The organism is Novosphingobium kaempferiae, from assembly GCF_021227995.1.
Lineage (GTDB): Bacteria > Pseudomonadota > Alphaproteobacteria > Sphingomonadales > Sphingomonadaceae > Novosphingobium > Novosphingobium kaempferiae.
In genome coordinates, this window is the sequence record NZ_CP089301.1 from 3,263,013 (window position 1) to 3,288,157 (window position 25,145).

At 59.9% G+C, this 25,145-nt stretch carries 24 protein-coding genes; 5 read left to right on the forward strand and 19 right to left on the reverse strand.

Annotated features, from left to right (window positions below; genetic code table 11):
* Positions 1-27 precede the first annotated feature (27 nt).
* The 4 genes from LO787_RS14845 to LO787_RS14860 form a co-directional block, all read right to left on the reverse strand.
* Positions 28-1,641: a GMC family oxidoreductase gene (locus LO787_RS14845; protein ID WP_232491787.1), complete on the reverse strand. Its 1,614-nt coding sequence runs from the start codon at positions 1,639-1,641 to the stop codon at positions 28-30.
* A gap of 57 nt (positions 1,642-1,698) precedes the next feature.
* Entirely contained in the window at positions 1,699-2,484 is a 786-nt protein-coding gene (locus LO787_RS14850) for an alpha/beta fold hydrolase (protein ID WP_232491788.1), read from the reverse strand.
* Between the two features lie 66 nt (positions 2,485-2,550).
* Entirely contained in the window at positions 2,551-3,339 is a 789-nt protein-coding gene (locus LO787_RS14855) for an SDR family oxidoreductase (RefSeq protein WP_232491789.1), read from the reverse strand.
* Complete coding sequence (locus tag LO787_RS14860; RefSeq protein WP_232491790.1) at positions 3,336-3,665, reverse strand: nuclear transport factor 2 family protein; 330 nt, start codon at positions 3,663-3,665, stop codon at positions 3,336-3,338. Before LO787_RS14860 ends, LO787_RS14855 begins: the two co-directional genes overlap by 4 nt.
* A gap of 96 nt (positions 3,666-3,761) precedes the next feature.
* On the opposite strand from LO787_RS14860, the gene LO787_RS14865 reads away from it, so the two are divergent.
* Together LO787_RS14865 and LO787_RS14870 are read left to right on the forward strand one after the other, a co-directional pair.
* Positions 3,762-4,661 (forward strand): LysR family transcriptional regulator, encoded by a 900-nt coding sequence (locus tag LO787_RS14865; RefSeq protein WP_232491791.1) that lies wholly within the window; start codon positions 3,762-3,764, stop codon positions 4,659-4,661.
* Positions 4,662-4,972: 311 nt separating this feature from the next.
* On the forward strand, positions 4,973-5,857 hold the full coding sequence (locus LO787_RS14870; RefSeq protein ID WP_232491792.1) for a PAS domain-containing protein: 885 nt from the start codon (positions 4,973-4,975) through the stop codon (positions 5,855-5,857).
* 645 nt (positions 5,858-6,502) lie between these two features.
* Here the strand turns inward: LO787_RS14870 and LO787_RS14875 are convergent.
* The 14 genes from LO787_RS14875 to LO787_RS14945 all read right to left on the reverse strand — a co-directional run bounded on the left by LO787_RS14875 (position 6,503) and on the right by LO787_RS14945 (position 21,915).
* Positions 6,503-6,814 (reverse strand): hypothetical protein, encoded by a 312-nt coding sequence (locus LO787_RS14875; protein WP_232491793.1) that lies wholly within the window; start codon positions 6,812-6,814, stop codon positions 6,503-6,505.
* Between the two features lie 207 nt (positions 6,815-7,021).
* Complete coding sequence (locus LO787_RS14880) at positions 7,022-7,945, reverse strand: GNAT family N-acetyltransferase (RefSeq protein WP_232491794.1); 924 nt, start codon at positions 7,943-7,945, stop codon at positions 7,022-7,024.
* A 406-nt stretch (positions 7,946-8,351) separates the two neighbouring features.
* Positions 8,352-9,275 (reverse strand): non-homologous end joining protein Ku, encoded by a 924-nt coding sequence (gene ku / locus LO787_RS14885; RefSeq protein ID WP_232496328.1) that lies wholly within the window; start codon positions 9,273-9,275, stop codon positions 8,352-8,354.
* Positions 9,276-12,164: 2,889 nt separating this feature from the next.
* Entirely contained in the window at positions 12,165-12,368 is a 204-nt protein-coding gene (locus LO787_RS14895; RefSeq protein ID WP_232491796.1) for a hypothetical protein, read from the reverse strand.
* Positions 12,369-13,166: 798 nt separating this feature from the next.
* The gene (locus tag LO787_RS14900; RefSeq protein WP_232496329.1) at positions 13,167-14,372 is read right to left on the reverse strand and encodes a multidrug effflux MFS transporter; all 1,206 of its coding nucleotides are present in this window, start codon (positions 14,370-14,372) and stop codon (positions 13,167-13,169) included.
* A 173-nt stretch (positions 14,373-14,545) separates the two neighbouring features.
* A complete protein-coding gene (locus LO787_RS26180) occupies positions 14,546-14,914 on the reverse strand; it encodes a UvrB/UvrC motif-containing protein (protein WP_338045378.1) in 369 nt (122 codons plus the stop codon).
* Positions 14,809-15,654, reverse strand: a complete 846-nt coding sequence (locus LO787_RS14910) for an oxygenase MpaB family protein (RefSeq protein ID WP_232491797.1) — start codon at positions 15,652-15,654, stop codon at positions 14,809-14,811. Before LO787_RS14910 ends, LO787_RS26180 begins: the two co-directional genes overlap by 106 nt.
* 251 nt (positions 15,655-15,905) lie before the next feature.
* Positions 15,906-16,202, reverse strand: coding sequence for a DUF1488 family protein (locus LO787_RS14915; RefSeq protein ID WP_232491798.1), 297 nt, complete (start codon positions 16,200-16,202; stop codon positions 15,906-15,908).
* A 596-nt stretch (positions 16,203-16,798) separates the two neighbouring features.
* Positions 16,799-17,179, reverse strand: a complete 381-nt coding sequence (locus LO787_RS14920; RefSeq protein WP_232491799.1) for a hypothetical protein — start codon at positions 17,177-17,179, stop codon at positions 16,799-16,801.
* 274 nt (positions 17,180-17,453) lie between these two features.
* Positions 17,454-19,964 (reverse strand): DNA ligase D, encoded by a 2,511-nt coding sequence (gene ligD / locus LO787_RS14925; protein WP_232491800.1) that lies wholly within the window; start codon positions 19,962-19,964, stop codon positions 17,454-17,456.
* 48 nt (positions 19,965-20,012) lie between these two features.
* Entirely contained in the window at positions 20,013-20,669 is a 657-nt protein-coding gene (locus tag LO787_RS14930; protein WP_232491801.1) for a DUF6766 family protein, read from the reverse strand.
* A gap of 76 nt (positions 20,670-20,745) precedes the next feature.
* A complete protein-coding gene (locus tag LO787_RS14935; protein WP_232491802.1) occupies positions 20,746-21,351 on the reverse strand; it encodes a cysteine hydrolase family protein in 606 nt (201 codons plus the stop codon).
* A 50-nt stretch (positions 21,352-21,401) separates the two neighbouring features.
* Positions 21,402-21,590: a DUF3606 domain-containing protein gene (locus LO787_RS14940; protein WP_232491803.1), complete on the reverse strand. Its 189-nt coding sequence runs from the start codon at positions 21,588-21,590 to the stop codon at positions 21,402-21,404.
* A 106-nt stretch (positions 21,591-21,696) separates the two neighbouring features.
* Entirely contained in the window at positions 21,697-21,915 is a 219-nt protein-coding gene (locus LO787_RS14945; protein ID WP_232491804.1) for a hypothetical protein, read from the reverse strand.
* A gap of 254 nt (positions 21,916-22,169) precedes the next feature.
* Here LO787_RS14945 and LO787_RS14950 point away from each other — a divergent pair, with 254 nt between their 5' ends.
* Positions 22,170-22,847 carry a Crp/Fnr family transcriptional regulator gene (locus LO787_RS14950; RefSeq protein ID WP_232491805.1) on the forward strand — a complete coding sequence of 226 codons (678 nt, stop codon included), beginning with the start codon at positions 22,170-22,172 and terminating at the stop codon, positions 22,845-22,847.
* A 68-nt stretch (positions 22,848-22,915) separates the two neighbouring features.
* Here LO787_RS14950 and LO787_RS14955 read toward each other — a convergent pair whose 3' ends face one another.
* The gene (locus LO787_RS14955; protein ID WP_232491806.1) at positions 22,916-23,053 is read right to left on the reverse strand and encodes a hypothetical protein; all 138 of its coding nucleotides are present in this window, start codon (positions 23,051-23,053) and stop codon (positions 22,916-22,918) included.
* A 179-nt stretch (positions 23,054-23,232) separates the two neighbouring features.
* Between LO787_RS14955 and LO787_RS14960 the strand changes: the two genes are divergently transcribed.
* Positions 23,233-23,982 (forward strand): Crp/Fnr family transcriptional regulator, encoded by a 750-nt coding sequence (locus LO787_RS14960; RefSeq protein WP_232491807.1) that lies wholly within the window; start codon positions 23,233-23,235, stop codon positions 23,980-23,982.
* Positions 23,979-25,127, forward strand: coding sequence for a GAF domain-containing protein (locus tag LO787_RS14965; protein WP_232491808.1), 1,149 nt, complete (start codon positions 23,979-23,981; stop codon positions 25,125-25,127). Before LO787_RS14960 ends, LO787_RS14965 begins: the two co-directional genes overlap by 4 nt.
* Positions 25,128-25,145 lie beyond the last annotated feature (18 nt).

Here is a 25,145-nt window from a genome sequence, read left to right on the forward strand (position 1 = left end):
GGGTCAGGGAAAGGCAGGCCATCGGGATCAGATGCCATGGTGCCTGCGCATAATATCTCCGGCGCGCTCGCCAATGATAGCGCATGGCGCCTGTGTATTTCCGGTCGTCACTCTGGGCAGGACAGACCCATCGGCGATTCGCAGGCGGTCGATTCCGTGGACGGCGAGAGAGGCATCGACCACCGACATGTCGTCCAGTCCCATGCGCGCGGTTCCGCATTGGTGCCAATAGGTCACCGCTGCATCGCGGATGAACGCGTCATCGATCATCTTTCCGTCCCCTGGGATGGCTTCGCGACTGACATAGGGGCTGAAGGCTGCGCTGTTGCCGAGGCCGCGGCAGAGCTTCACGCAGGCGCGCGCAGCCTCCATGTCGCGCGGGTCGGACATCATGTTCGCCTCTATGATCGGCGCCACTGCCGGGTCGTCGGATCGCAATCGCACCTGGCCTCGACTGTGCGGCTGCGCCAGCCCCGCGAACATGGTCCAGCCATGCTTGGGAACGCCGAGCAAGGCGGTCCTCTCACTGGGGACGGGGAACTCCACCTGGCAGAAGAGCAGATCGGGCGCATCGAGATCCGAGCGGCTCTTCCAGTACAAGGTCGCCTCGCTCCCGCTGTTTTGCGCGGGTATCGGCTTGCGATATTCCCATGAGCATCCGAACGAGACGTGGTCCTGCAGATTCCGTCCGACCCCTGGCAGGTGCCACAGCACAGGGATGCCGTGGCGTTCCAGCTCGGATCTTGCCCCGACACCGGACAGCATCAGCAGTTTCGGCGTGTTGATCGCACCAGTCGACAGAACGACTTCAGTCCCGGCCGCGATCCGAAGGATTTCGCCAGATCGCTCGATCTCGACGCCGGTGGCCTGCATGCCGTCGAACAGTACCCTGCGCACGAGCGTGTCGGTCAGGATAGTCAGGTTGGGGCGGTCGGCCACGGGGTAAACATAGGCTCGGTAAAGAGAATGGCGTCGTCCTTCCCGTACCAGCATGTCGGAATAGGCGACGCCGCCCGCGCTCTCCATCATCCTGCCGTTGGGACTGTCGAATTTCGGAATGCCGAGCGCTTGTGCAGCGTCCAGCAGGGCACCCGCGATAGGGCTGGGATCTCTGGCGGGCTGAACCCATACCGGGCCCGATGTTCCGCGATAGTGGGGATCGGGAGCGCCCTGCCAGTTCTCGATGCGGCGATAGATATCGAGGACAGCATCATATCCCCAACCCGCATCGCCGGTCCGCTCGGCAAAATGGTTCCAGTCGCTTCGGTGGCCGCGTGCCCAGACCATGACGTTGACGCTGGAGCCGCCGCCCAGGCCCTTGCCCATCGACATGGACAAGGAGCGCCCGTCCAGATGGATGTTCGGCTCGGCATGGAACCCCCAGTCTCTGTGACTGCCAAGGTTTGTCGGCCATGCCGACGGGTCCATGACCGCCTCGTCCTCGTCGGTGCCGCCGGCCTCGATCAGAAGGACGTGACAGTGCGGGTTTTCGGCGAGATGCCTCGCGACAACCGATCCGGAGGATCCGGCGCCGCATACGATGACATCGTAGACGGACCTGAGCGCTGCGCGTCGCTGAGCCTGGTTCGCGCGCACGCGCTGGTCGAAATCCCCGGCGTCGCCGGAGAGGGAATATGTCATGTTCCGAACTTTCTGTAAGATGTGCCTGCTCGCGGTCGCCGCGACCGGCACGCACGCCTATCGGGCGATGGCGACAGATTGCCGGGCAGCTTCGTCGATCACGTCAGCGACAACTGCGGGCTGTGTGAAATATACGGCATGGCTGGCGGCGACGGTGGTTACCCTGGCCTTGATGCGCCTGGCCATGTCGCGAAGCATTCGCTGGTCAAAGGCTTTGTCCTGTGTCGCGATGACCGACCAGCTCGGCTTCGCGCGCCAGGCCGCATTTTCCAGTTTGACTGTGAAACTGGCCATGTTGATCGGCACTTGCGCGGCATTGAGGAAATCGGTGTCCTCCCGCGAGGCGTCGGCGGCAAAGCCGGCGGAGAAACTGTCGGCCTTGATGAAGCCATAGCCGTCCTGCCCGGTCTCGATCACGAACTCCGGCGGCGTGGTGTAGCCCTCATACTGCTGGGCGGTGGTTTCGCCGGCATCGGGTGACAGGGCGGATACATAGACCAACCCCGCCACCTTGGCATGAACGCCGGCTTCGGTGATGACCGTCCCGCCCCAGCTATGACCCACCAGGATGACGGGGCCATTCTGCCGATCCAGAACCCGCCGGGTGGCGGCGACGTCGTCGGCGAGGGAGGTGAGCGGGTTCTGCACGATGGTGACGCGATAGCCCCGCGCGGTGAGGTTCTCACGGACCTTGCGCCAACCCGACCCGTCGGCGAATGCACCGTGGACCAGCACGATGTTCCTGACGGCACTGCCGTCGGACGGACCGGAGGATTGCGCATTTGCCGGCGAAGCCAGAGCGGCAGCGGCGGACAGAATTATGGATGGGAGCCTTCCAGCCATGACCGTATCCTTCATGATGCGGTGTCGGTGTTGAGGAGTGGAGAGCACGAGTGCCGCGCGACACCCTCAAACGGTGCGGATGGTCCCGCCGTCGATGACGAACTCGGCGCCATGGATTGCGGCAGCACGGCCGGAGGCGAGGTAGGCGATGAGGTCGGCCACTTCTTCCGGCTCGGCGCCGCGCCCGATCGGGATGCCGCCCAGGGCGTCGAGCACGAACTGGCGTGCGTCCTCGATCGTGCCGCCATTGGCAGAGCGAAGCTTTTCGAGAAAGTCTCCGGTGGCCTCCGTCATGATCCAGCCCGGCGAGACGACGTTGACCCGCACGCCCTTCGGGCCGAGTTCCTTGGATATCGACTTGCTGTAGGTTCTCAGTGCGGCCTTGGCGGCGGCATAGCCGGTCGTGGATTCGGGCAGCGGCAGGACGGACTGGATCGAGGTGACATGCACCACGGTGCCCTGGCCCCGTTCGAGCATCTGCGGGATCAGCAGGCGGTCAAGCCGGACGGTCGCCAACAGATTGAGGTTCAGCTCGGCGAGCCAGTGGTCATCCGTCAGCGCGACGAAGCCGCCCGCCGGCGACGCCGAACCGCCAATGACATGGGCGAGAATATCGATGCCGCCGAGCCGTTCCAGCGCGGCCTTGGCCAGCGCTTCGCCACCTTCCGCCGTGGTCAGGTCCGCCTGGACATATTCGACGCCTTCGATGGGATCCCCGATCGCGCGGGCGGCGGTAACGACACGGGCTCCGCCCGCCAGGAAGCGCTCGACTGTGGCGCGGCCCAGCCCCTTGGTGCCACCGCTTACGAGCACGCGATTGCCGGCGAACTCGGTGGGATCGGCCTTGATGCTCATATCGTGGTCTCCAGCGTCTTGATGGCGCCGTCCGCCAGCGTGAAGCGGTAGGTGAAGCGGAGCGGGCTGCCCGGGAAGTCGCCATGGGCGCGGCCTTCGACGACGACATCGCCGTCTTCTTGCCGGGCAGTATCGGGGACGAAGATCGCCTTCACCGGCATCACTTCTTCTTCGAACAGCTGGCGGATTGCGGCTTGTCCCTCGAAATGCTTGCCGTTGTCGATGAAGACGGCGTCTCGCCGGAAGGGCTGCAACATGCCGTCGATGTCGAGGCGGGCGTTTGCCTCGACATAGTCGGCGATCGGCCTGGGTAGATCCATTGACATGCTCATCTCCTCGGCAGTGATGAGCCTGATTTAGCGTTGGACGGGATGCACGATAATCGGGATAAAGAGGGATGAAGCATTGCGATTGGCGGGACAATGAATCGACATAGCCTGATCGAACTCGACGCGGTGATCGCGATCACGCGCACGGGATCATTCCGCGCCGCCGCGATCGAACTTGGCCTCTCGACCACCGCGCTGAGCAACGCCATCGGCAAGCTCGAACGTCAACTGGGCGTGCGTTTGTTCAACAGAACTACCAGAAGCGTTTCGCTTACGGACGCGGGCCGCAACTTCGTCGAACGTGTCGGGCCAGCGCTGCAGGACATTCACGACGCGATGGAGACCGTGCGATCGCAGCAGGAAGTGCCTTCTGGAACCTTACGCATCAATGCCTTCCCCACAGCGGCGCGCGAGATCATGGCGCCGCTCATACTGGAGTTTCTGCGCCGCTATCCGCAGGTTCACATCGATCTGGTCACGGAAGGGAGACTTGTCGAAGTCGTTGGCGAGGGCTTCGATCTCGGTGTTCGATCTGCCGACCTCGTGCCCAGTGACATGATCGCTGTTCCTCTCGGCGGCCCGAGGCACTTCGCAGTCGTCGCGACGCCGGCCTACTTCGAGAAGCAGGGAAAGCCACAGGTCCCAGCGGACCTGCACACCCATCAGTGCCTTCGTGTGCGGCTACCGAGTGGCGCGCTTTATCGCTGGCAATTCGAAAAGAATGGGCAACCTGTTCAAGTAGATGTCGATGGTCCCGTCACGCTCGACGAAGCGAGTCTTTCCCGCATGGCCGTTCTGGACAGCGTCGGGATCGGCTTCTTCATGGAATCTGATATCCGGGAAGACCTTGCCAGCGGGCGCCTGGTCCGGGTTTTGGAAGATTGGACGCCGCCTCTCGCGCCTCTGGCCCTCTACTATCCAAGCCGACGCAATCCGTCTGCCGCGTTCAAAGCGTTCATTGGTCTGGCCCGTGAGTGTTTCGGCGCTCCATGATAAGCCACAGGGCGGTTCTTGCTATATCCGGCTGTTCGCAGCCTTGCTGTTACGGCCCGATTTGATCGCGCCGTGCCGGTTAGCAGACAGTCCGGACTTGGGAATGCGAAACTAGTGCCTGAATGGCGACAAAGGGTCGGAAACGCTGCTGTGTGCTCGCTTTCGCGCAACAGCATGTGTCCGGTGGATCTCAATGGTGCGCCATTTTTTTGTGTTAAGATTTATCCAGATTATCAAATGGCTTGATGGATAATGGTACGCGAAACAGACGGCGGCCGGGTTGCGATAGAAAATAGGGGAGGTTAGCACGCATGAGCGCTTCTTTCAGGGAGCAGCTTCAAAGTTCGGTTACCGGCAGGGAGATCTTGAGGGCAAATTGGGGGAATACCTCGGTCGGAGAAATCGATGGTTGGTCCACCCCGCTTAAGACGTTCGTATCCGCTGTGCTCGCCTGCCCGACCCCGATGTTCCTCGCGTGGGGAGAAGATCTGCTTTCGTTCTTCAATGACGCCTATAGGCCTATTCTGGGGCTGCGCGCGGAAAGCGCTGTTGGAACTCGATTCCAGGAACTCTGGCGCGACATCTGGGCTGACATCGGACCGCTCGTCAGCCGGACGCTTGCGGGAGAAAGCATCGAGATGATCGAGACTCGGCTCGACATCTCTCGTCCCGGGAAGCCGAAAGAGAGTTGGTGGACGTTCAGTTATTCCCCGGTCATGAATGAAGACGGCGCTATCGGAGGTCTCATGTGCATCACGCGTGAGATGACGCAGCAAGTGCTGGCCGCCAAGGCACGCCAATCCGCCGCCGAGCAATTGCAGGCGGCGCTTTCAAAAGGCGACAGGATCGGTTCCTGGGACTGGGATGTCGTCGATGACCGTGTGACGGCGGACGAAGCCTTTGCCCTCATATACAACGTGGATCCGGAACGCGCTGCAAGGGGGGCCGGCGTGAATGAGTTTCTGGATTGCATCCATCCTGATGACGTTCCATTCGTAAGGTCCCAAATCGAGGCTACGATCTGCTATGGCGACGCCTACTGCACCGAGTATCGCATCCTGAATTCAAGAGGCCATGTACAATGGGTCTCCGCGCAAGGGCGAGCGATAATGAACCAAGACGGCAAGTGCGTCCGTTTCCCTGGCGTCAGTTTCGACATCACGATCAACAAGAAGCTGCAATCCTATCCGTGCTGATCATGCCGAGCGGGAGGGGCCGCACCTGATCATGCGCACTCATCACGTAACAAAGGTATCCGCGATATCGACTACCCCTTAGCCGATTTGCTGATCTACAGCCGCCACTACTGCCATGGCTTCGCAGGCATTCAGCCGAGAGATAGGCTGCATCCAGAAGGTCGGTTGAGGCGTTGTCGAACGACAATCGATTTTTTTGTGAGACAACCAATGCGTAGCAGAGAAAAATTGGCTGACGTAGTGGCGGGACAGTCAGCGCGACAGCAGAGAAGGCAGTTTGCTCGCTCGCTCAAAGAAACGGCGGCGCGGGCTGTGGTGACAGCTACCGTCACTTTTGCAGTAGGTTGGGCACTGAAGCGGCTGTTCGAAAAGTCGGTCGCGGACGCTGCGAAAGAGGGCGCTGCGCAGGGGGCTCAGGAAAATGCTTCGGAACAAGATACTACCGAATTGACGCCGACCTCCAGACCCCTCAACTGAGCATCTCGTTCACCAAAACTATCAGGGCTATCGCGTTGATCATCAAAACCGCGGGGCGCAGCGGTTGATGGTCTATACGTTGACGGACGAGACGCCGCAGGCGCTCGAACTCACGTTAAGAATGGGGCTGGGGCGCGCATATCACTCTAGTTCTCGCGCCCCAGGGAGTCAGCGTTCGGAACCGCTGGCGTCCGCCGCCGCATTGTCTACTCGGTCATCTCGACCAGCCGTACGTCGCTCGGACACAAGTCCCGCTTCCCGAGGGGCTTTGTCGGCACTGTCACAAGCATCCGTGGAACGGTCTGCCTTCGGCGGTTCAGCAGTCGCAGGCGAAAAGGGCTTGGCTTCGGCGCCGGCTATTCCCTGCTTAAGATCGTTTGCGCTGGCATTCTGAGCATCAACGCCTTCAATCGTCGCACGCCCTTCGTGCTTATCTTCGGGTCGGGGCGAATCCGGTCCCACGGATGTGGTGTTTTCCATGTCGATCTCCTTTCAATGAAGGAAAGCCGGCACAGAGACGCGGTTCCAGACCGGGCTTCCGGGCGAACGTCGGGTAACGGAGGTACTGCGACACGAGATGGCAGCGCAAAATCAGCCGCAAGGCGGAAAAAAACCCGGTCACCTGTATCGGGCAAATCGCAAAGCCGCCAGCAACGCAGCCGGTTCTCGGTCCACTTGCGGTCCTGCTTACCTCTTTGTGCTACTAGCCTTGGCCGGCTTTTCTATGGTGCGCGTAAACCGGTAACTCACCTGCTCGAATTTCTGGGATCGGAAGAAGTTATGGGAATTCCGGATGTCGATGTCGCTCATGGCTTCGACCGCGGTGCACCTTTTCCTGGCCAGAGCGGCATCGGCAACGGCCAGGAGTCTGGTGCCGAACCCACGACGGCGGTTACCTTCGTCAACTACCAGTACGGTGATCCGGCCGATCTTGCCCCGATGCGGCGTGGCGACCACTGACCATGCGATGCAACCCGCGATGCTGCCGCACTCGGCAAGGTACATGTCGCCGCCCGCCTTGCGCAGGTTCGCAAGATTTCGTGCCACGGCCTTTGCGTCTAGAACAACGTCTGATAGCTGCGAAAACAGTCTCGCGACCGCCAACGCATCAGCCGGCTTCGCGCGCCGAAGAGCAAGCTCGGGTTCGCTGCGGACGATTTTCAGCTTCGGTCTCGCACTCAGCGGCACATTTTCCTGCGTTTCTTCGCTGCCCGAAACCGGCGTATCTCTACCTTTTCCTGTCGTCACGGACGAGCGTCTGTCACGAGCGGGAGCGGCTGCAACACGGCGCTTCGAACGCGGGAGGATCGAAGGTTGGGGCTCCTCCTCAGCCTCCGCACGATGCCTTGACCGCGCAGGAAGCCTGTCGGTGACGCTTGCGGACTGTTTCCAGGTACTCATGGCGCCCGCGCGCAGATAGTCTTCGATTTCCTTCGCGCTCGCGGTCAGGAAGCCGTCCTGGCCGACCCCAATGAGCTTCTTGCCTTCGTCATCGATCAATCCGAACTTTCCAAAATCACCCGTTCCGGGTTTGCGGCGCCTTGATCTGACGAGCTTGAGCCCGCGGTGCCGGGCCATCTCCTTCAGTTTGTCGGCAACCTCGTCGGTCATTCCCGTCACCTTTTTCGTGTGAACCGCTGATCGGCATCGGCCTCGTTTGGGCGCGCGGGCGGCTCATCGATCGTTTGGTGTCGGAACGCATGAAACGCCCCCCGCGCTGCGCCGCCATGCGTATGCTATTTCAAACAATCATGCAGGTCCGCGAAAGCCGCTGGTGAAAACTGCGCGCAAAGTCCGTGCCTCTCGTCAGGGCTGACAAGCAAAGGAGGCGCGTCGCGTGTGGTTGCTGCAATTGTCGTCGTTCGTTTCGTGAGAGAACGTTGGCATTCTAAGAATCTGCTCATGCGCGGTTTCGGGTGTGAGGGGGGCGATCATGGTGAGCGATTGTTCTCAAACGTGATCGACCCTTCCGCCAGAGCCGCGTCATAGCCTGCATCGCTCGGCGGGACCGCGTCGCTCATGCGCGCTTGCGGGCGGCGGACTTTGAAGGTGCCTTTGACTCGGTCTCCTTTGCAGCAGGCCTCTTCGGCGCTGTCTTGCCGGTGCTCTTCGGCGCGGATTTTTTCCGGGCATTTTTTGTGCCCCCGCCTTTGTTGCTGGCACCGAGCGAGTTTTTAAGCGCAGCCATGAGGTCGATCACGTTGTCGCCGCGCGTTTCCTTCTCGCCGTCTTCCTCACTGATATTGAGGGTCTTGCCCTTTTTCTTTCCCTCGATGAGATTCTTCAGCGCATCGACATAGCGGTCGTGGAACTCGCTTGCGTCGAATTTTCCGGTCTTCTTGTCGATCAGGGTTGTTGCGAGGTCGAGCAGTTCCTCGTCGGGATCGCTATCTGCGATATCTCGAAAATAGCTCGCAGCCTTGTGCACCTCATCGGCGTAGCGAAGCGTTTCCATGACGAGACCGCGGCCGCAGGCCTTGATCGAAACGACATATTCCCGCCCGCGCATCGCGAGTTGCCCAAGACCGATCTTGCGGCTGCGCCGAAGCGCTTCGCGCAAAACAATGAAGGCTTCTTCGGCGAGGTCGTCGGCCGGAACGACGTAATAAGGCTTCTCGAAATAGATCATGTCGATGTCCTGAGCATCGACAAACTGCGTAAGTTCAAGCGTCTTCTTGCTCTCGAGCTTGACGCCCTCGATTTCACTTTCATCGAGGAGGACATATTCGCCCTTCGAATATTCGAACCCTTTGACGATCTCATCGACATTGACCGGGCCGATCCCAGGGACAACCTTCTCGTACCGAATCCTCTTGCCGGAAGGTTCGTGAATTTGATTGAAGGCGATCGTCGCACCGCTCTTGGTCGCAGAGTAGACTTCGACGGGGATCGAGACGAGAGCCAGTCGGATCTGGCCTTTCCAGTAAGGGCGAGCAGCCATGAGCATCTCCTCGAAACGATTCGATAATCCCTGGAGGAAGCACTCGTTCCCACCCGCCACAGGCGCAGGCTGGTCGTCGGGCTTCACTGCGAGGGACAACGCCTTTCCGTCGCCAGATGAAATCTGCAGGCTCAGTTCTTCCCATGCCCAACCGTCGGGACTGCCGCATGTGCGCAAGTCCGGGCAGAGCAACGCTGCCCTATCGCGCGCCTGTTATGCCTTCATTCTCTGCCCAGGCCCGGATCGCAACTCGCGGATCGACGTTTCGCGGCTAAGCGCATTAGCTCGGAGCAGGTTTCGTCGTCGCCCTCGCAGCGTTGCGCCGTTGCCTCGAATGACGACGGCCTGAAGCCAATTCAATCCTTGAACGACCTACCCTGATCGAACGTTATCGGGCGGTCTGGGCCTAGGCGTTCCTGACCTTACCTCTCCTTTTCGCGATCGGGGAACCTGCCCGAGGTTGCTGCGCCGCTGGGACCGCGGTCCTGGCGTTCGGAAGTTGGGTCGGGGGCGCCTGGTCCATCGACATCGGTCGTGACTATCGCCGGGCTACCGTGGCCCTGCCCAGCGATCGTAGCGTTGCTATCTCCGGGCGAGACTTTTTGCGCAGCCTTGCGGTTGGTATTCTCGCCTGCTCCGGTCGACGGGCATGCGCTCCAGCCGGAATGACATTACCCGCTAAATTTGATTGACGCTTTGATAAACAAGACATTGATCTGCATCTGTTGGCCCAAATGTCGATTGGCCCCGTCCAGCGGTTACGCCCAAAGCTGACCAACGTCTGATGAATGGAGGTCTTTGTGAGCCGCTCTCCGGAACGGGCGACCAGGCGCCGGGGTTGATATGCCGATCCAAACAGCAATCAGAGGAGATGGCCGTGTTTCGCAAAACCGTTCTACTCCACGGCGGCCCCTGCCACGGCATGACCGTTGGATGGGATGGCGGTGATGAGCTGCGAATGATCAGGTGCTTCAAGGGCTTTGCGCTCTGGCCGCGCAGTGCGGCCCTTCCTTTGCTCGAGAGTGAGCCTTATCAAACGTCGATCGATTCCCCTTCGATCTTCGTTTGGGCAAATAGACGTAGTTCGAACCGTCGCGATACCTTGCGGTTGATTGGGCGAAACAGCGGGTAATTCGTCTGGTGTAACTCTTCCGATGGAAGGTTAAGCTGATACTGCGAGGTCGTCCCGACGAGGGGTACGGCGTTCTCTCCGCTTTCGTGATCGCGAATAACGACCACGCGTCGGGAAACCTCCAGTCCTCGCGGTTTACTAAAGTATGCCGTGAGCGTTTTTCCAGATTCCGGAGCTGCCGATGCTGATACAAGGCAAGAACGGCTGACACCCCTGGGGGGGAAGGGCGGCGGAAAACCGTCAAGGTTCAGTTTCCTCATCGTCGGTCTGGTTCTCATGGCCGTAGTGGCCGGAGGCATTACGGTGATGAGCGTGGGCATTTTCGACCGGCCGGGCCCCGATCGAGGTACGGTTGAAAGGCACTGCCGACTGACGCTGCAAGTCGGTCCACCCCTCTCAGGCAGGAGCACGGGTTTCGGAAGTCCTTCGGTACTTTGCCGGAATAGGCCTTTGCGGGCATCATACCTCGCAGAGGCTACTATTTAGGCGCCAGCTGACATTCCATTGCCCTCCCCTCAGGAGAGGTCAAAATTCGCGTTCGATCAGGCCCGCCGCCTGCATGCACAAGTAGCTTGGAATGGAAAACAAAATGGCGAGTGCGAGGAAGGGAAGCGCCAGAATATAGCGCATTGTCGGGCTCATCATGTCCTCCGTTCGATGGTAAGCAACGCGGATCCAATGCATGGGAATGCAAGTGGTGCCGGTCTATTGATACAGATTGCTTTGTAATGAAGCGGTATTGCGGCACTTAGCGAGCAGCGCATGTGGGTGCTGGTCGTAATCTCCCCGCCGATTCCCTCGCCGGCCGCCGCGTGAATGAGAAGGCGACCTTTTTCGCACTTTCGGTGATCCCGGGCGCGTTTGAACGCCGTAGCGCAACGATGCGGGCGCTCGCCATGGGGGCACCTGAGGTCGCGTTGAAATCGTCCAAATTATCGGGGCGCAGATCAGCGCGATCAATGTCGCGCTTGGGGGTGGACATCAAGGACGATGATAAGAAAGCCGGTAACATGGGGACAGTTGCGCCGCCTCAATGGGCAAGGACGTTACGCTCAGAATCGCTATCGTCGAAACCAAATCACCTCGCAGGCTTTTTGCCACGGAACCATTGGTAGGAGGACAGCCTTGCCAGATCCCGAGCATACGACAACACATCCGCCGAGCGCACGCAGGAAAGGTAAAGCCGCGATCTTCGTCGTCACGATCATCATCGCGCTCATTCTGGTAATATTCGTGGGTCGAAATTTCTGGCATGCCACAGAAGTTTCCGAGACCCAAACCACCTCATCGCCGCGTGGCGCCATAGAGCACTAGGGTGAAACATCGGTCAGGTGATGTCAGGCCAGCCGGAAAACTTTCGGTCCCTACGTAAGTAGAACGAACTGATCAGAAACCTGAGAGATTGGAAATTTGATCAGCGCGCTGAACCGTCGCTGCTGAGACTATCTCGACGATCAGTAGTTAGGCGGGATCTGCTTCCTGAAGTTTGGCAGATGCCGGGCAAGCTCCAAGCGGATCCCCACTGGGACACGCTCCAAATTGGCTAGCGCGATGACCGCGTCATCATGAGGCAGCAACCTGGCCGCGCTTGTTACGACATTGGTCACCAATATCGCGAGACTGTCGGCGGACTGCAAGCACAGTGGAATCCGTTTCGCATTCAACTGGCGGGTCATGGCGCGACAAGAAGGCTGATCAGGATCCAAGCTGCTGAAATGGGCCGGAGGGATCACACCGACTACCGGCCCATCAGCAGCTCAGGCTGCGGATGCCAGATCCGACGAACCCGGACCATAAAGGTCACGGGTCCAACTGGCCATCTGATCGTCAACGATCGTGCGCAGTGCCTTCAGCCGACCGATTTCACCATGGTCGGCGCAGCCCCTGGCTGCTGCATCCGCAATTGCGAGATCCAGTCGCCGTTGTTCCTTTCGAAATAAGCTGAACAGCTTCTCGGCCATGGTCAGATCTCCCCGTCAGGACGCTTCCGATCCGCCGGGCTCATACCCTTACGCCGGATCGCTTCTTGCGCCCGTTCCTGCCGGGTCCCGGGGTCTGGGAGGGAAATTCCTCTCGAGATAGATCGGAGAATCGCGCGCCTGACCTCGTGTTCAAACTGCGGACGCGAAGCCGTGTGAAACGGGTGATGAAAATTGGAGAGGGACATTGTGCTGCCTCCTTTCTTCCAGCTCTCCTCATGCGGCAAGCTGACTGCCGCGCAGAAATAATGGTGAAGTCCGCTCCGTGTTTCAAGAGCGACGGTCACGGCTCGCTGCCGGCTCAGAAGTGCTGAGCTTGATGCGGTTCGTGGCGAACCGGGAACATCGTGGTGCTTCCGCCAGCTTCGCTGACGGGGCCGGGTCTTGAGGTTTTGATGAATGGCACGTGCGACCATGGTTGGCCCATTTCCTGATGACCAGCGAACTCCATGACTTAGTAGCGGACGGTCGGTTAAACCTTAGAGGTTCGCGAGTGTCGGCCTCGGAACAACGTTATCAGGATCACCGCCGCTCATGGGGCGCGGCGGCGTGCCTGAAAACTCCACGACCTTTGACGGCATCATCGGTAAATCTCTCCGATCCCGACCGACACCAGTCTTGCTGCGCGGTGATCGTCAATGCCCATGGCCATGAAGTAGCGAATGCGCGATGTCATCCAACGAGGCTGCTTAGGGATGGCCTTCCCGGAAAACATGCACTTGATCGAAAGGACCCTAACAGATTCCCGGATCATCGGCGCAGTCCGCAGCCATGAAACCCTTATCCTTGCCCAGCTGCTTCGCGGGCACGGAACAACCGGCCGCCTTCTATAATGAAGACAGTGGCGAGCACGATGACCCCAATGCACAGATAGCCGAGAGCTAGCGGCAATGTGGTGCCGGCATAAGCTTGGCCAATGGCCGAACCTACCAGCACGGCGCCGATGCTGGTGATGAAGCCCTGCACGGATGAGGCCGTTCCCGCGATGTGTCCGACCGGCTCCATCGCCATCGAGCCGAAATTCGAGCCGCATAGCCCGATCGCGGTCATGCTGAGCGCCTGAAGGATCGTGAAGCTCGTCAGCGTCTCAAGGCCGGCATATATAACCAGCACATGCAGTATCGAGAGCCCGATCAAGGCAAGCAACGCGGACTGCGAGATCATCCGCGTACCAAGCCGCTCCACCAGCCGGCTATTGGCGAATGCTGCCATCCCCATCGCGCCCGCGCAGATCGCGAACAGCCAGGTGAACTGGGCTCCGGCTCCGAACTCGTCGACGAAAATCTGTTGTGAGGATGACACGAAGGCGATGATCGCACCGAAGGTGAGGGATGCGGCCAGCGCGTAGCCGATGGAGAACCGGTTCGTGAGCGTCAGCCAGTAGCTCTGCCTCAGGGCAGTGACGGAGATGGGTATCCTACGCGCCACAGGCAGGGTTTCCGGAAGCCGCACAAGACTCCATGCGAGCACAAACGCTGCAAAAGCACCAAGGGCGTAGAAGATGAACCGCCATGGTCCGAACACCAGCAGCGCCTGACCCAGCGTAGGGGCAAGGATCGGCACGACGAAGAAGATCATTTGCGCGACAGACATGGTGCGGGCCATCTTCCGCCCAGATGCGCCATCGCGGACTATGGCTACTGCGAGTACGCGGGTCGACGCCGACATCAAACCCTGGAGCAAGCGGGCACCGAGCAGCGCGGCGAACGTTGCCGCACCTGCCGCGAACACGCTCGCGGCAACGAAGCCCATTAGCGTACCGACGAGAATCGGCCTTCTGCCGAAGCGGTCCGCCAGAGGCCCGTAAACCAGCTGGCCGGCACCGAAGCCGACCATGTAGACGGTGATTATCCACTGTCGGTGATTGGCATCGCCTATCGCAAGGTCCCGGCCTATGTCGGCCAGGGCAGGGAGCATCAGGTCTACGCCCAGGGCGTTCACAGCCATGACTGCAGCGATGAAAGTGACAAATTCCCGGGGGTGCATGGCGGCGGGCGCAGGTTCTGATCTCATCGGCGGGGATATCGATGATGTATCGCCGCTTGACAAGCGAGGCAGGCCCCAGCCCGGTAGTGGAGCCGGCTATCCTGGAACGATGATACAGCAGGGCGCGACCCGAGATCAGTCCCGTGTCTGGCGATTTCGCCCGCGCCCTTTTGTCATCGGGTTTGGCTTTCTGGTGGTTTCCACCCCGATGGTGGCTTCACATCCTCGCGGCTTGTGCCCAGCCCCATCGCGCCTGGTCGCTGACGTACGAGGCCGGAAGGGCCGAAGTCCTCTGCAGGACCGGACGCGTTGACCGGTAGGCCGCGCAGGAGGCTGATCTGGTCGCGTAGTTTCGCTGCCCTCTCGAAGCGTGTCTGCGCCGATGCGCTGTGCATCGCGGTGTGGAGGGCCTGAAGCCGCTTCTCGTGAGGTTCCGTCACCTGAATGCCCAACGCAGGGCTTGTGCGACGCCCAGCGTGCCGGCGCGCACCAGGGGTGCTTGAAGCGGCGACGGAGACAGGCCGTGAAGAGCCGGTGCCCATGGGGGCAGCAGATCGACGCCGGCCTGAGCGGCAAGCTTTCCGGGCACTGCGGCGAGCCGGCTCGTCGCGACCGGGCGCAAGATGAGCCGGGCGACTTCGGCGGTGCGCGCATCAGCTCTCAGCGCCGGGCGCATGTCCGCTATCATACGATCCGCCTCGGCACGTGTGCGGGGCAGGGGCTCTGCCCCGAGGGCCCTTCCGATCACGGCCATTTCTGCGAAGTATCGATCCTGAGCACCACGCGACATCCACGGCTCGCCATAACGAATCCATGCATCGAGGAAGCTGCGCGTTTCGGTGACATGCACCCAGGCGAGAAGCATGGGGTCATTTGCCTCGTAAGCTGCGCCGTCGGGTAAGTGGCCTTTGACGCCATCGTGGACCGACCTGACGTGCCGTATCATCGCCTCCGCCTCGGACCGGTCGGCATACGTGGTCGTAGCAATGAAGCGGGCAGTGCGTCGCAGCCTGCCGTGCATATCGGTTCGGAAGTTCGAATGGTCCCACACGCCTGCCAAGACGCCAGGATGCAGCATCTGGAGCAGGAGGCTGGCAATGCCGCCCGCCATCATCGAGGCAACGTCGCCATGGACCCGCCAGGCAACCGACGTCGGCGCAAGCAAGGCGTTCCTGCTCCTGACCACCGGGGCTTCCCCTCTCTCGCGATCATTGAAGATCTCGACTATCTTTCGACGGATGGCTCGCTTGACCGGGTTGGAGGTAAGATCGCCTTTGCTCATAGATCTTCCAACGTGCCACCGTCGCAATCGCTACTGAGGCGGCGTCGCGGTTCTATCGCACCGTATGCTTGGGTGCCGCGTGACGGAGGGCGTCGTCCATGCTGCTGGCCAGGGCGTCTGATGTCGCCCTGATCAGTGCAAGCCTTCATAGCTGCAACCGCAATTGCGCGGTCAGCTTTGTCCGAACTGCTTCCGGCAGATCGGCACTCAGATCGCGGGAGTAGTTGGTAGCAGCAATCGACGACGGCCGGTCACCTGGATCCACTAACATCGTCATCGTCTATGAAGTACACCGGCTTGCTATCTTCTGCGGCCCTCCAAACCCGGATGGCGGCATCAAGAAACAAGTCTTCATAGTTATCAAAAGTCAGCAAGGCAGACTCTTCATTAAGGCTGGCAGCCAGGTGACCTACGGCAACGAGGGCCTCCTTGGTCACGATAAACTCGACTTCGATGCCATCGTGACGTGCGAAGAAATTGACCGCCTCGCGCTCCGTGGACCAGTAGCGATTTCCTGTGTCGAAACTCAGCTGATGAGCATTCATCATCTCTCTCCGCTGGCAGCGCCTGCTTCTGTCGGCGGCCCTGTCTGCAACGCCGGGTCGACTTCGAAGTTGCTTGCCTTAGGACAATGGGTTCGAATGCGGGCCGGGCGATCTGTCCCCAACATCCCTGTTGATCGGTCGGCGCAACGGCACCTGCAGCCAAGCAATGCCGCATGGCACCGTTCGTATTCCATCCGGCCTCACATTTTCGGTCAGATTTCCGGTGCACTGTGATCGGCGCGCGCTATACTCGGCGGCAATCAGCGACAGGCACTACTCCATGAGATGCACCTCATGAAACCTCTTACGCGACGCCACCGGCAGGGGGCGGTGCGGGGGGGGCATCATCGTGATCGATTAAAGGCCACTGCGTTATCCGGAAGAACGCGCAGCTTCCGACGCGAGTGCAGCACGAGTGGAAGCCGCGCCCGCGTCGTGACCAAGAGCGGTTTCGGTCGCCTCGGCCAAGAAGCTTGGCTGAACCGTGAGCCTGCGCCTGCCTTGCCATCAAAAGCGATAGCAACAGACGCTCTTTTTTTCGTCTGAGCGCCAGAAGTAGACGTTCCTTGGCAGCATAACCATTCCAGTACGTCGACGCTTTAACATCGATCATGCAGGGATTTCGGATCGGCCCCGGCCCATCGTCGGATACGTGAGCCACGATCGCAGCCGTTCCGGAACGGATTTGCAGCTGCGGCATTCGAGAGGAAACCGCAAGGAGTGATGGTGTGACAGAGTTGGAAAGGCTTCGCGAGCAGGTTAGAAAAGACCTCGCCGAATTGCGTCACTCGGAGAAGGAGTGCCGCATCGCGGAGGTCCGCGAGCGTTACGGCCGTCAGGGCTACACCCTTCCAAGAAATCACATAGAGGATGTCGTCCGCAGCATTGCGAAGGAATTTGGCTTTGATCTCAGATGAAGCGATGCAGCCAAGCGCTCTTTCATCAAGATGATAGCGGAGAAGAGAGGTTCGCGCCTTCATCGCAGTCCAATGTAATTTCATTCGGAAGTATGGAGCATTTTGCGGGAAAGGAAGCCGCCGGGCAGATGCGGGCACCGGCCCTTCGCGCATGCATCAGCACTCAGACCCTCCTGTACGATGGTCCTGACGCGTATCCGGAACGAAGAATGTACCTGTGATCGCCACCAAGCCATTATAGCTCAACTTTGCTGGTCGGAATCATGTGTCAGACTCCAGCCAGCTCAAGATTCAAACCGGCTATTGCCGTCCCATTTCTTTCGCGCGCCCTGGAAACTTAAAGATCAGGGAGCAATTGATCGGCCCGACCCCAAAGCGCGAGATTTTTCGAGGATGCACGCTTCAGCATTTCGGTACTATCGCCGATGTGCCAGTGGGACGGCTTATCAAGATCGCGCAGTTCCTCCCAAGTCACCGGGACTGCAATCGGCGCATGTTCGCGATTGCGCGCACTGTAGGGCATCACAGCGGTCGCGCCGCGCTGGTTCCGAAGATAGTCGATAAAAATTCTCCCGGTCCGTCTGGCTTTCGAAAGAGCAGCCGTGAAGCGGCTTGGTTCTGACTGCTCTAGCGCCATTGCAAATCGATGGGCAAAGTCCTTCACGACCGGCCATTCGGCGGAAGGCGTGAGCGGCGCGATGACGTGAACGCCTTTCCCGCCAGTAACCATCGGAAATGTCGTTAGGCCCATCTCGGCCAAAAGATCTCGGACATGGAATGCAGCCGACACGACATCCTTGAATTCGAGACCCTCGTCGGGATCGAGGTCGAAAACGAGCCTGTCCGCTTTCTCGACATCCTCGATCCTTGCACCCCAGCCATGGAATTCGATCGTGCCCATTTGAACGCACGTCAAAAGGCCGGTGGGTGTATCGATGAAGAGGTAGGCTTCCTCATGCCCATCCTTTTCCCGGATACCGACCTGCTTGACTTCCTCGCCAAAGCTGCCGGCGTCGTGCTTCTGGAAAAAGCACTTTTTGCCCCGTCCTTGCGGGCACCGTACCAGGCTGATCGGCCGGCTCCCGGCCCACGGCAGCATGATGGGCGCGACGATTTCGTAATAGTCCGCCAGCTGCCCCTTGGTAATCTTGCCCTCGGGAAAGATGACCCTTTCGCGGTTGCTGATCTTCACCGGGGTTGCCAGCGCCTCCGTAGCCACGTCTACCGCTGCTTCCATCTCGATCACCACCGCCTCCGGCTTCTTGTCCTCGCGCAAGCCGAGATAGCTGGGATGCCGCAACACGCCCTCGTCAGTGAACTCCAGGTACGCGATCTCTGCGACAAGCTCCGGCTCGATCCAGCGGGCGCCGCGCATAGCAGCGCGCGGCGCCCCGACAGTGGGCTCCTTTCGGGCTAGCGGGGCCATGATTTCCATCAGCCGCTCGATTTCGTCGCCGGTGAAGCCGGTGCCGACTTTACCCGCATAACGCAGTTCGCCATTCTCGTTGACGCCGAGCAGCAGCGATCGGAAGCCACGCTGCTTGTCTGAAGGCGTCCAGCCAACAATGACAAACTCCTGGCGGCGAATGCACTTGGTCTTCACCCAGCCCCCGCTTCGCGAGCCAATGTACCGCGCGTCAGTGCGCTTTGAGATCACCCCTTCCAACCCGGCAGCGCAAAAGCTGGTAAGGAGCTTCTCCCCATTGCCCACGATATGGTCGGAATAGCGAAAGTGCCCCTCCTGATCAGCGAGGAGTGCGGCCAGCTTTTCCTTGCGCTCGATCAGGGGCAATCCGGTCAAATCCTCGCCGTTCAACTCCAGCAAGTCGAAGGCGAAATAGGCGATCGCGCCCGGATCGTCCTTCAGTGCAGCCTGAAGCGCCTGAAAGCTGGTCCGGCCATCGGACAGCGTGACTACAGCCTCGCCGTCAATCAAGGCGCTGTCGACATCGAGCTTCGCCGCCTCCGCGATCAGACCAGCAAAACGGTCCGACCAGTCGAGTCCGGAGCGGGTATAGGCGCGCCCTTCACCCCCACCTACGGCAATGAGCGTTCGGTAGCCGTCATATTTCAGCTCGTGCAGCCAGCGGTCGCCTGACGGCACATGATCGACTAGTGCCGCAAGCTGGACCGGTCGGAACGGCGGCAGCTTGCTCTTCTTCTTCCGCCGGCTGGGAGCGACGGCGGGCCCGGATGCTTTGGTCGCCGCCACTTTGGCGTTTGCCTTGCGTTTTATAACCGGCTTGCCGGCAGCGATTTCTTCCATCGTGCGGCCGCTGTCGACACTGGTCAGATGCACCCCGATGAGATCGTCCGAGCCAGCGGCGAACTCATCCTCGACCTTGCGTAATATCCAGTTCTCGCCCTTTTCACGTCCGCGCGGCTTGAGGCGAAACATGATCCACTCGCCCTGCATGCGGCGTCCATGCAGCGTGAAGTGCAAATGACCTTCGGGCAATGTCCTGCTCGGATCCTTGCCCGGGACCGGTTCCCAAGTGCCGTTGTCCCACAGCATCACGGTGCCGCCACCATATTCGCCCTTCGGGATCGTGCCCTCGAAGCGCGCATAGTCGAGCGGATGATCTTCCGTGCGAACCGCCAGGCGCTTGTCGTCGGGGTTCGGGCTTGGACCCCGCGTCACCGCCCAGCTGACGAGCGTGCCGTCGAGCTCCAGGCGAAAATCATAATGGAGGCGGCTTGCGGCATGTTTCTGAACGACAAAGCCGTTGCCCGCTGTCGGCGTGGACGCTCCTGACGGCTCAGCGGTTCGCGTGAAATCGCGCTTGTCGCGATACTTCGCAAGGCGCTCTTCTGCCGACGCCAATTTCGCTTTTGAAGCTCTGGTCATGTCCGCTCCGATCGAGATTGCAAATTGCGAGATGCCGCCGGCGTTCCTCTATTCTCCGGTCTGCCGGTTGGGCGCGGCGACAGCCTTGGACTCAGGAGACTCGCGCTGCCGCAGGAATATCGACAGGACAACCAGCACGGCGGTCGAAAGGAACTCGCTCTGCCAGTTCTGGAAAGACTCGAACCAAAGCTGCGCGTCGCCAAGATAAGCCAGTACAGATAGCGGCGTCTCACCATGCTCCAGCGCCTCTTCCGCGGCAGCGCGCGCACTGTGCACCCAATGCATGACGAAGGAGGCTACAAACAGTAGCGCGAGCGCGAGGCCGAGGGATCGGGCGTAGAGGGCGCGCCAGACGGGGCCTAGCCGCAGGATGGCCGGGGCACCGGGCTGATAAGCCTGACGTTCCAGGTTCGCGTCTCGATTGGGATCGGCAGGATCCTTGGATTCAGCCGATCCACGCTGGATCAGGAAGGCCGTGAGCACCACATAGGCCGCCATTTGCAGGAATTCGCTCTCCCAGTTCTCGAATACCGACGAGAGAAATTGCGGACTGGCCGCATAGGCAAATAGCGAAAGGTCTGGCTCGGCATGCCTTCGGGCATCCTCCAATGCGACATGCCATCCCGAAATCCATTGCCCGACGATGCAGATCGCAAATAGGGAAAGGAGCGCGATCGTCAGACCGTTGTTCTTCAGCCACCTCATGGGTGTCTCTCTCCCATCCTTTCGGCCGTCGATAGCAACGCCTGGAAAACCATCCGGTTTGAAGCTGGGCAAGGCGCTAGCACTTCAGGCTGGCGAGCCATCCATCGACCGTCAGTTCCGAGGTAGCCGAAGTCTGTGCGCCCATGCTCTGCACCATGATTTGCAGGGCCCATCGGCCCCGGTCTTCATCTTCCGCAGCGACGGCATCTGCGGGCACCCATAGGTCGTATTCACGCATATGGGCATCTGCCGCAGTGAACAGGACGCATATGTCCGTGGCAATCCCGGTCAATATCAGTTTGCTGACGCCCAGCTGCGGTAACAGGACCGGCAGGTTGGTGGCGTAAAACCCTGAAAACTGCGGTTTGATAACGAAATAATCGGTCCGTCCCGGCGTCAGCATCTCAGTGACAGGATTTTGATTTTCCAGTGCGCGGGCAACAAGGCTGGTAGCTTCCGAATGCCAATCGCCAAAATTGTCGTTCACGTAAATAACCGGCCACTGGCGATCGCGAAATTCTGCTCGCAAGCGATGGATGTTGCGCGCTGCTGCAAACGCGGATGGCTGGAGATCGTCAGCGCCTTCAAAATCGAAGCAGTTGACCATGTCCAGAATGAGCAGGGCTGGACGGTCACGCAATTCAGCGGGCGTCTTCGAACTGTCGAGACTTGTCTCAGGCATGAGTTTGCAAGGCAAATGGCGATCCCGCGCTGGTTGGCCGCCGCTTCACCCTATCCTTTCGCGATCTTGGCGGCTTCCGCGTCCAGCTTGTCACGGTCGTTGCCGACGCGATCGATAAGTTCCTGCGCCTGCTCGTGGGTCAGCCCATGCCTCTGCGCGAAATACTCGACCTCGTAGTTTTCACCGCCCGCAACCCTGCTGCGATCGGGTTCGCCGCGCTGAGATTTATCGTCTGCCATGGGACACCTCTCTCTTGTCGATCTTCATGACGAGGCAATCCCCGCCATGGCTCCCGGTTGCGGATATCCGTGCTGGCCTACCGGGCTCCGCGCAGCTTCAACGCCTTTAACGTGTCACATCTCCATCTCGGCGCTCTTTCTCGGGATACTTGTCCGGATTTACCTCGCTTACCATCGGTCGGTCATCGATCTTCTCGGGTTTCTGTGCGCCATGCGTGCGCGGATCGTGATACTGGTCGGGCCGAGCATCGCCAAACGTACCGCGCGGCGTCTCCGAAGGGTTTGCCGGGTCCGGGCCGCGGTCATCCTTATCTATGCTGGTCATGGAGGGTCCTTTCCGTGATGCAAGCTGAAAAGGGATTTGTATCGGCGGTTCCAGTTGGGACGCGCAAAGCTAACCTCGATCAGTGTATTGCAACCGGATGGTCGGACAGTCTCCGAACGGCATTGGTTGCCCCGTCGCTCGAAATGGGCGCTTCGTCCGATCAAAGTCATTATCGCAACATGGATCAATGCTGGACGGCAATGAAACCTTACCGGAATATATCGGGAGCGGGCAAACCGAAGAGACCGCATAGCATGACCGATCGTCCCGCGCTGTCCTATCGCGAGCTCCGCAAGCATGATCATCTGGCGCGCAAGAATGATATTCAGGAGAATATCCTTCGCATCGAGGAAGGCTGGGCGAGCCGTTATTACGTCCTGCCCGACGGTCGCAGAGCGATAACGTCGGTCTTTCTTCCGGGTGATTATTGTGAGCCGCAGTGGCTGCTATCTGGAAAGGCCGACCTGCCAATCGTCGCGCTGACCCGCATAAAAGCTCGATTGATCCCATTGGCACATATCCACGGCCGGTGTGAGCATGGGGTAAAGGAATTACTTGGTAGCATGCTGACCATGCACCGCCGTCAGACGGACGCGATCGTGAGCTTGGGGCGTAAATCCGCCCTTGAACGCGTCGTTGCGCTGCTTGGCGAGCTCTTCATGCGGCTTGATGCTGCCGGGCAGGTGGTCGGCGACCGTTGCACGATCCCTCTCACGCAGCAGGAGATCGCGGACATGCTCGGTTTGACGCCGGTACATGTTAACCGCGTGCTGCGCGATCTCAGAAATCGCCGCATCGTTAGGCTCACTAACAGGACTTTACGGTTACTCAATCCCGAAGCCTTCGGCCTTTCTCTTTCAGCCAGTTCAAACGCAGGCACCCATTCACGGGTTTGCGGTGTTCGAACCCGGCTGGATCAGGTCGCTGCGTGATTGTAAATTGGCGGGGCGAGCAGAAAATGAGACGATCAAGCGGAAACTCGGCATTAAGGGGCGGCGAGTTACGCGAACATCAGTCCGATCCCGACAAGCGCGATGCCGAAGGCTCTGAGTGAATATTTGCCCAGAGGCGTCAATCCGTAGTCTCCAAGGATCGTGCTTGCAATGACGATCACGCCGAAGGCGCTCAGGGTTACCATGGGAATGGACAGGTTTGCGATTTAAAATGGCCCTTTGATCCCTCTGGATGCGATCACTTGTAACTCCATAAAACCAAGCCGCGTTGATCCATGTTAAAGGCTCGGGCTCACTTGAAGCGGGGAACCAACCGGGCGGTCGTCGACTCTAGTATTGCGCTGCCGGAAGGACGGCGCTGGTCATGGACAACCCGTTTATCCGCAAACTCGAGCATGGCGCGAAGTTGACGGAGGAAGATCGAGAGGTTCTCCGGGCGGTGAGTTCGGTGACTCGTCCGCTTCACGCCCGGCAGGACGTTATCGGTGAAGGAGAACCGCCTTTCGATGTCCACCTGGTGATGGAGGGACTTGCCTGTCGCTACAAGCTGCTGCCCGATGGGAAGCGACAGATTGTTGCGCTGTTCCTCCCTGGCGACATATGCGACCTCCATGTCCAGATTCTTGGCTGGATGGACCATAGCATCGGAACCCTCACCGCGTGCCGACTGGCTGAACTCAGCCCCGCTACGGTCGATCGTTTGACAGCGAACCCCAGGATCAATCGGGCTCTATGGTGGGGAACGCTGGTCGATGAAGCGACGCTGCGGGAATGGCTGGTCAACATGGGCCAGCGTTCGGCAGATCGCCAGCTTGCTCACCTGATTTGCGAGTTGCTCATGCGGTACCGTCTTGTGGGTCTTGCTGAGGGGAACAGCTTCATGCTTGCGATGACCCAGGAGGAGCTTGCCGACACCGCGGGGCTGACGACGGTGCATGTCAATCGCATGATGCGCGCGCTTCGTAAATCGGGACTTATAGTGATCGAAGGGCAACGTATCTCTGTGCCGGATGTCCTTGCGCTGGCGCAGTTCTGTGATTTTGACGCGAACTACCTCCATCTGGCCAATACCCGGACCAACTGGGGTGGTGCCGCTGAAGCGGGGCTGGCATGAACCTACTGGGAGCCCCACGATCCTATGACGACCTGCTTGCGGCAAATGTCCTTGCGACGCGGATCCCGGCCGCCCGAGATACGAAGAGAGAGAGCCGGGCGCTCGATCTTCTGATCGGTCGGCTGAATGCATCCCCCGCCACGGCGCTGCAGGCTCTGGTCGAGACGGTCATCGATCTGTGCGCCAGTGGGTCAGCCGGCGTGAGTATTCTGGAAGGTGATCGTTTCGTTTGGCCCGCGATCGCCGGGCAGTGGGCACGTTACTTCGGCCAGGGACTTCCCCGTGACGCATCGCCCTGCGGCCTCGTCATCGACCGGAATGCGGCACTCTTGTTCGATCAACCGCAACTCCTGTTTCCAGAAAGCGCAGGCGAACCGGAAGTCCAGGAAATTCTGCTGGTGCCACTTTTGCTCGATGGGCAACCGCGAGGGACGTTATGGCTACTTTCGCACGACGGACGTCGCTTCGATGGCGAGGATGTCCGGATTCTTGAGCGAATGGCGCTGATCGCGACCGCCATCGAGACAACGCGACGTTCCCGTGAAAGCGAGGAACAAGTCCTGAGAAATGCCCGGGACCGGGTGCGCAATACCGTCGCGGTGCTTCGGATGTTGGTGCGTCGAAGTGATAATGATCGCCTTGAGCCGGATCTGGCGCCTCTTGCGAAATTGAGCTCGAGACTGGCCGCATTCGCGGAAGGGGCTATCGGTGCCGGTCGTACCGATTCCGTAAGCTTGTGGCCCATGATCGCGCACCTCCTCGTACAGCGAGGGGAGGAGCCCGACCGTCGGGTGACATTATCGGGTCCAGAATTCAGTGTACCCGTCAGACAGGCCGGGCCCCTCGCCCTAGCGCTGCATGAACTACTGGAAAATGCATTGGAACACGGGGCGCTCGCTCATGCAGCTGGGCGGGTCCATATCCGCTGGTGGATGGCGCACGAAGCGGAGACGCGGTCGCTTCATGTTGGCTGGATCGAGAAGGGGATCGGAGCAAGCATTCCGGACACCCCCCCACATCGGGGGTTTGGATTTGAGCTTTTGCTGGACGGATTGCCGGAATTGATGAGTGCGCGAACCGAAATCCGTTTCGAGCCGGCCGGATTGGAATTTGCGCTGGTGATGCCACTCCCCGAAGCCCACTAGGCCGTCTCCATTGTCCTG

What these genes read in the sequence shown, in the direction of transcription:
- LO787_RS14845 (WP_232491787.1), bottom strand. Translation starts at nt 1,641, where the DNA reads ATGACATATTCCCTCTCCGGCGACGCCGGGGATTTCGACCAGCGCGTG.
- LO787_RS14850 (WP_232491788.1), bottom strand. Translation starts at nt 2,484, where the DNA reads ATGGCTGGAAGGCTCCCATCCATAATTCTGTCCGCCGCTGCCGCTCTG.
- LO787_RS14855 (WP_232491789.1), bottom strand. Translation starts at nt 3,339, where the DNA reads ATGAGCATCAAGGCCGATCCCACCGAGTTCGCCGGCAATCGCGTGCTC.
- LO787_RS14860 (WP_232491790.1), bottom strand. Translation starts at nt 3,665, where the DNA reads ATGTCAATGGATCTACCCAGGCCGATCGCCGACTATGTCGAGGCAAAC.
- LO787_RS14865 (WP_232491791.1), top strand. Translation starts at nt 3,762, where the DNA reads ATGAATCGACATAGCCTGATCGAACTCGACGCGGTGATCGCGATCACG.
- LO787_RS14870 (WP_232491792.1), top strand. Translation starts at nt 4,973, where the DNA reads ATGAGCGCTTCTTTCAGGGAGCAGCTTCAAAGTTCGGTTACCGGCAGG.
- LO787_RS14875 (WP_232491793.1), bottom strand. Translation starts at nt 6,814, where the DNA reads ATGGAAAACACCACATCCGTGGGACCGGATTCGCCCCGACCCGAAGAT.
- LO787_RS14880 (WP_232491794.1), bottom strand. Translation starts at nt 7,945, where the DNA reads ATGACCGACGAGGTTGCCGACAAACTGAAGGAGATGGCCCGGCACCGC.
- ku (WP_232496328.1), bottom strand. Translation starts at nt 9,275, where the DNA reads ATGGCTGCTCGCCCTTACTGGAAAGGCCAGATCCGACTGGCTCTCGTC.
- LO787_RS14895 (WP_232491796.1), bottom strand. Translation starts at nt 12,368, where the DNA reads ATGGCCGAGAAGCTGTTCAGCTTATTTCGAAAGGAACAACGGCGACTG.
- LO787_RS14900 (WP_232496329.1), bottom strand. Translation starts at nt 14,372, where the DNA reads ATGCACCCCCGGGAATTTGTCACTTTCATCGCTGCAGTCATGGCTGTG.
- LO787_RS26180 (WP_338045378.1), bottom strand. Translation starts at nt 14,914, where the DNA reads ATGGGCACCGGCTCTTCACGGCCTGTCTCCGTCGCCGCTTCAAGCACC.
- LO787_RS14910 (WP_232491797.1), bottom strand. Translation starts at nt 15,654, where the DNA reads ATGAGCAAAGGCGATCTTACCTCCAACCCGGTCAAGCGAGCCATCCGT.
- LO787_RS14915 (WP_232491798.1), bottom strand. Translation starts at nt 16,202, where the DNA reads ATGATGAATGCTCATCAGCTGAGTTTCGACACAGGAAATCGCTACTGG.
- LO787_RS14920 (WP_232491799.1), bottom strand. Translation starts at nt 17,179, where the DNA reads ATGAAGGCGCGAACCTCTCTTCTCCGCTATCATCTTGATGAAAGAGCG.
- ligD (WP_232491800.1), bottom strand. Translation starts at nt 19,964, where the DNA reads ATGACCAGAGCTTCAAAAGCGAAATTGGCGTCGGCAGAAGAGCGCCTT.
- LO787_RS14930 (WP_232491801.1), bottom strand. Translation starts at nt 20,669, where the DNA reads ATGAGGTGGCTGAAGAACAACGGTCTGACGATCGCGCTCCTTTCCCTA.
- LO787_RS14935 (WP_232491802.1), bottom strand. Translation starts at nt 21,351, where the DNA reads ATGCCTGAGACAAGTCTCGACAGTTCGAAGACGCCCGCTGAATTGCGT.
- LO787_RS14940 (WP_232491803.1), bottom strand. Translation starts at nt 21,590, where the DNA reads ATGGCAGACGATAAATCTCAGCGCGGCGAACCCGATCGCAGCAGGGTT.
- LO787_RS14945 (WP_232491804.1), bottom strand. Translation starts at nt 21,915, where the DNA reads ATGACCAGCATAGATAAGGATGACCGCGGCCCGGACCCGGCAAACCCT.
- LO787_RS14950 (WP_232491805.1), top strand. Translation starts at nt 22,170, where the DNA reads ATGACCGATCGTCCCGCGCTGTCCTATCGCGAGCTCCGCAAGCATGAT.
- LO787_RS14955 (WP_232491806.1), bottom strand. Translation starts at nt 23,053, where the DNA reads ATGGTAACCCTGAGCGCCTTCGGCGTGATCGTCATTGCAAGCACGATC.
- LO787_RS14960 (WP_232491807.1), top strand. Translation starts at nt 23,233, where the DNA reads ATGGACAACCCGTTTATCCGCAAACTCGAGCATGGCGCGAAGTTGACG.
- LO787_RS14965 (WP_232491808.1), top strand. Translation starts at nt 23,979, where the DNA reads ATGAACCTACTGGGAGCCCCACGATCCTATGACGACCTGCTTGCGGCA.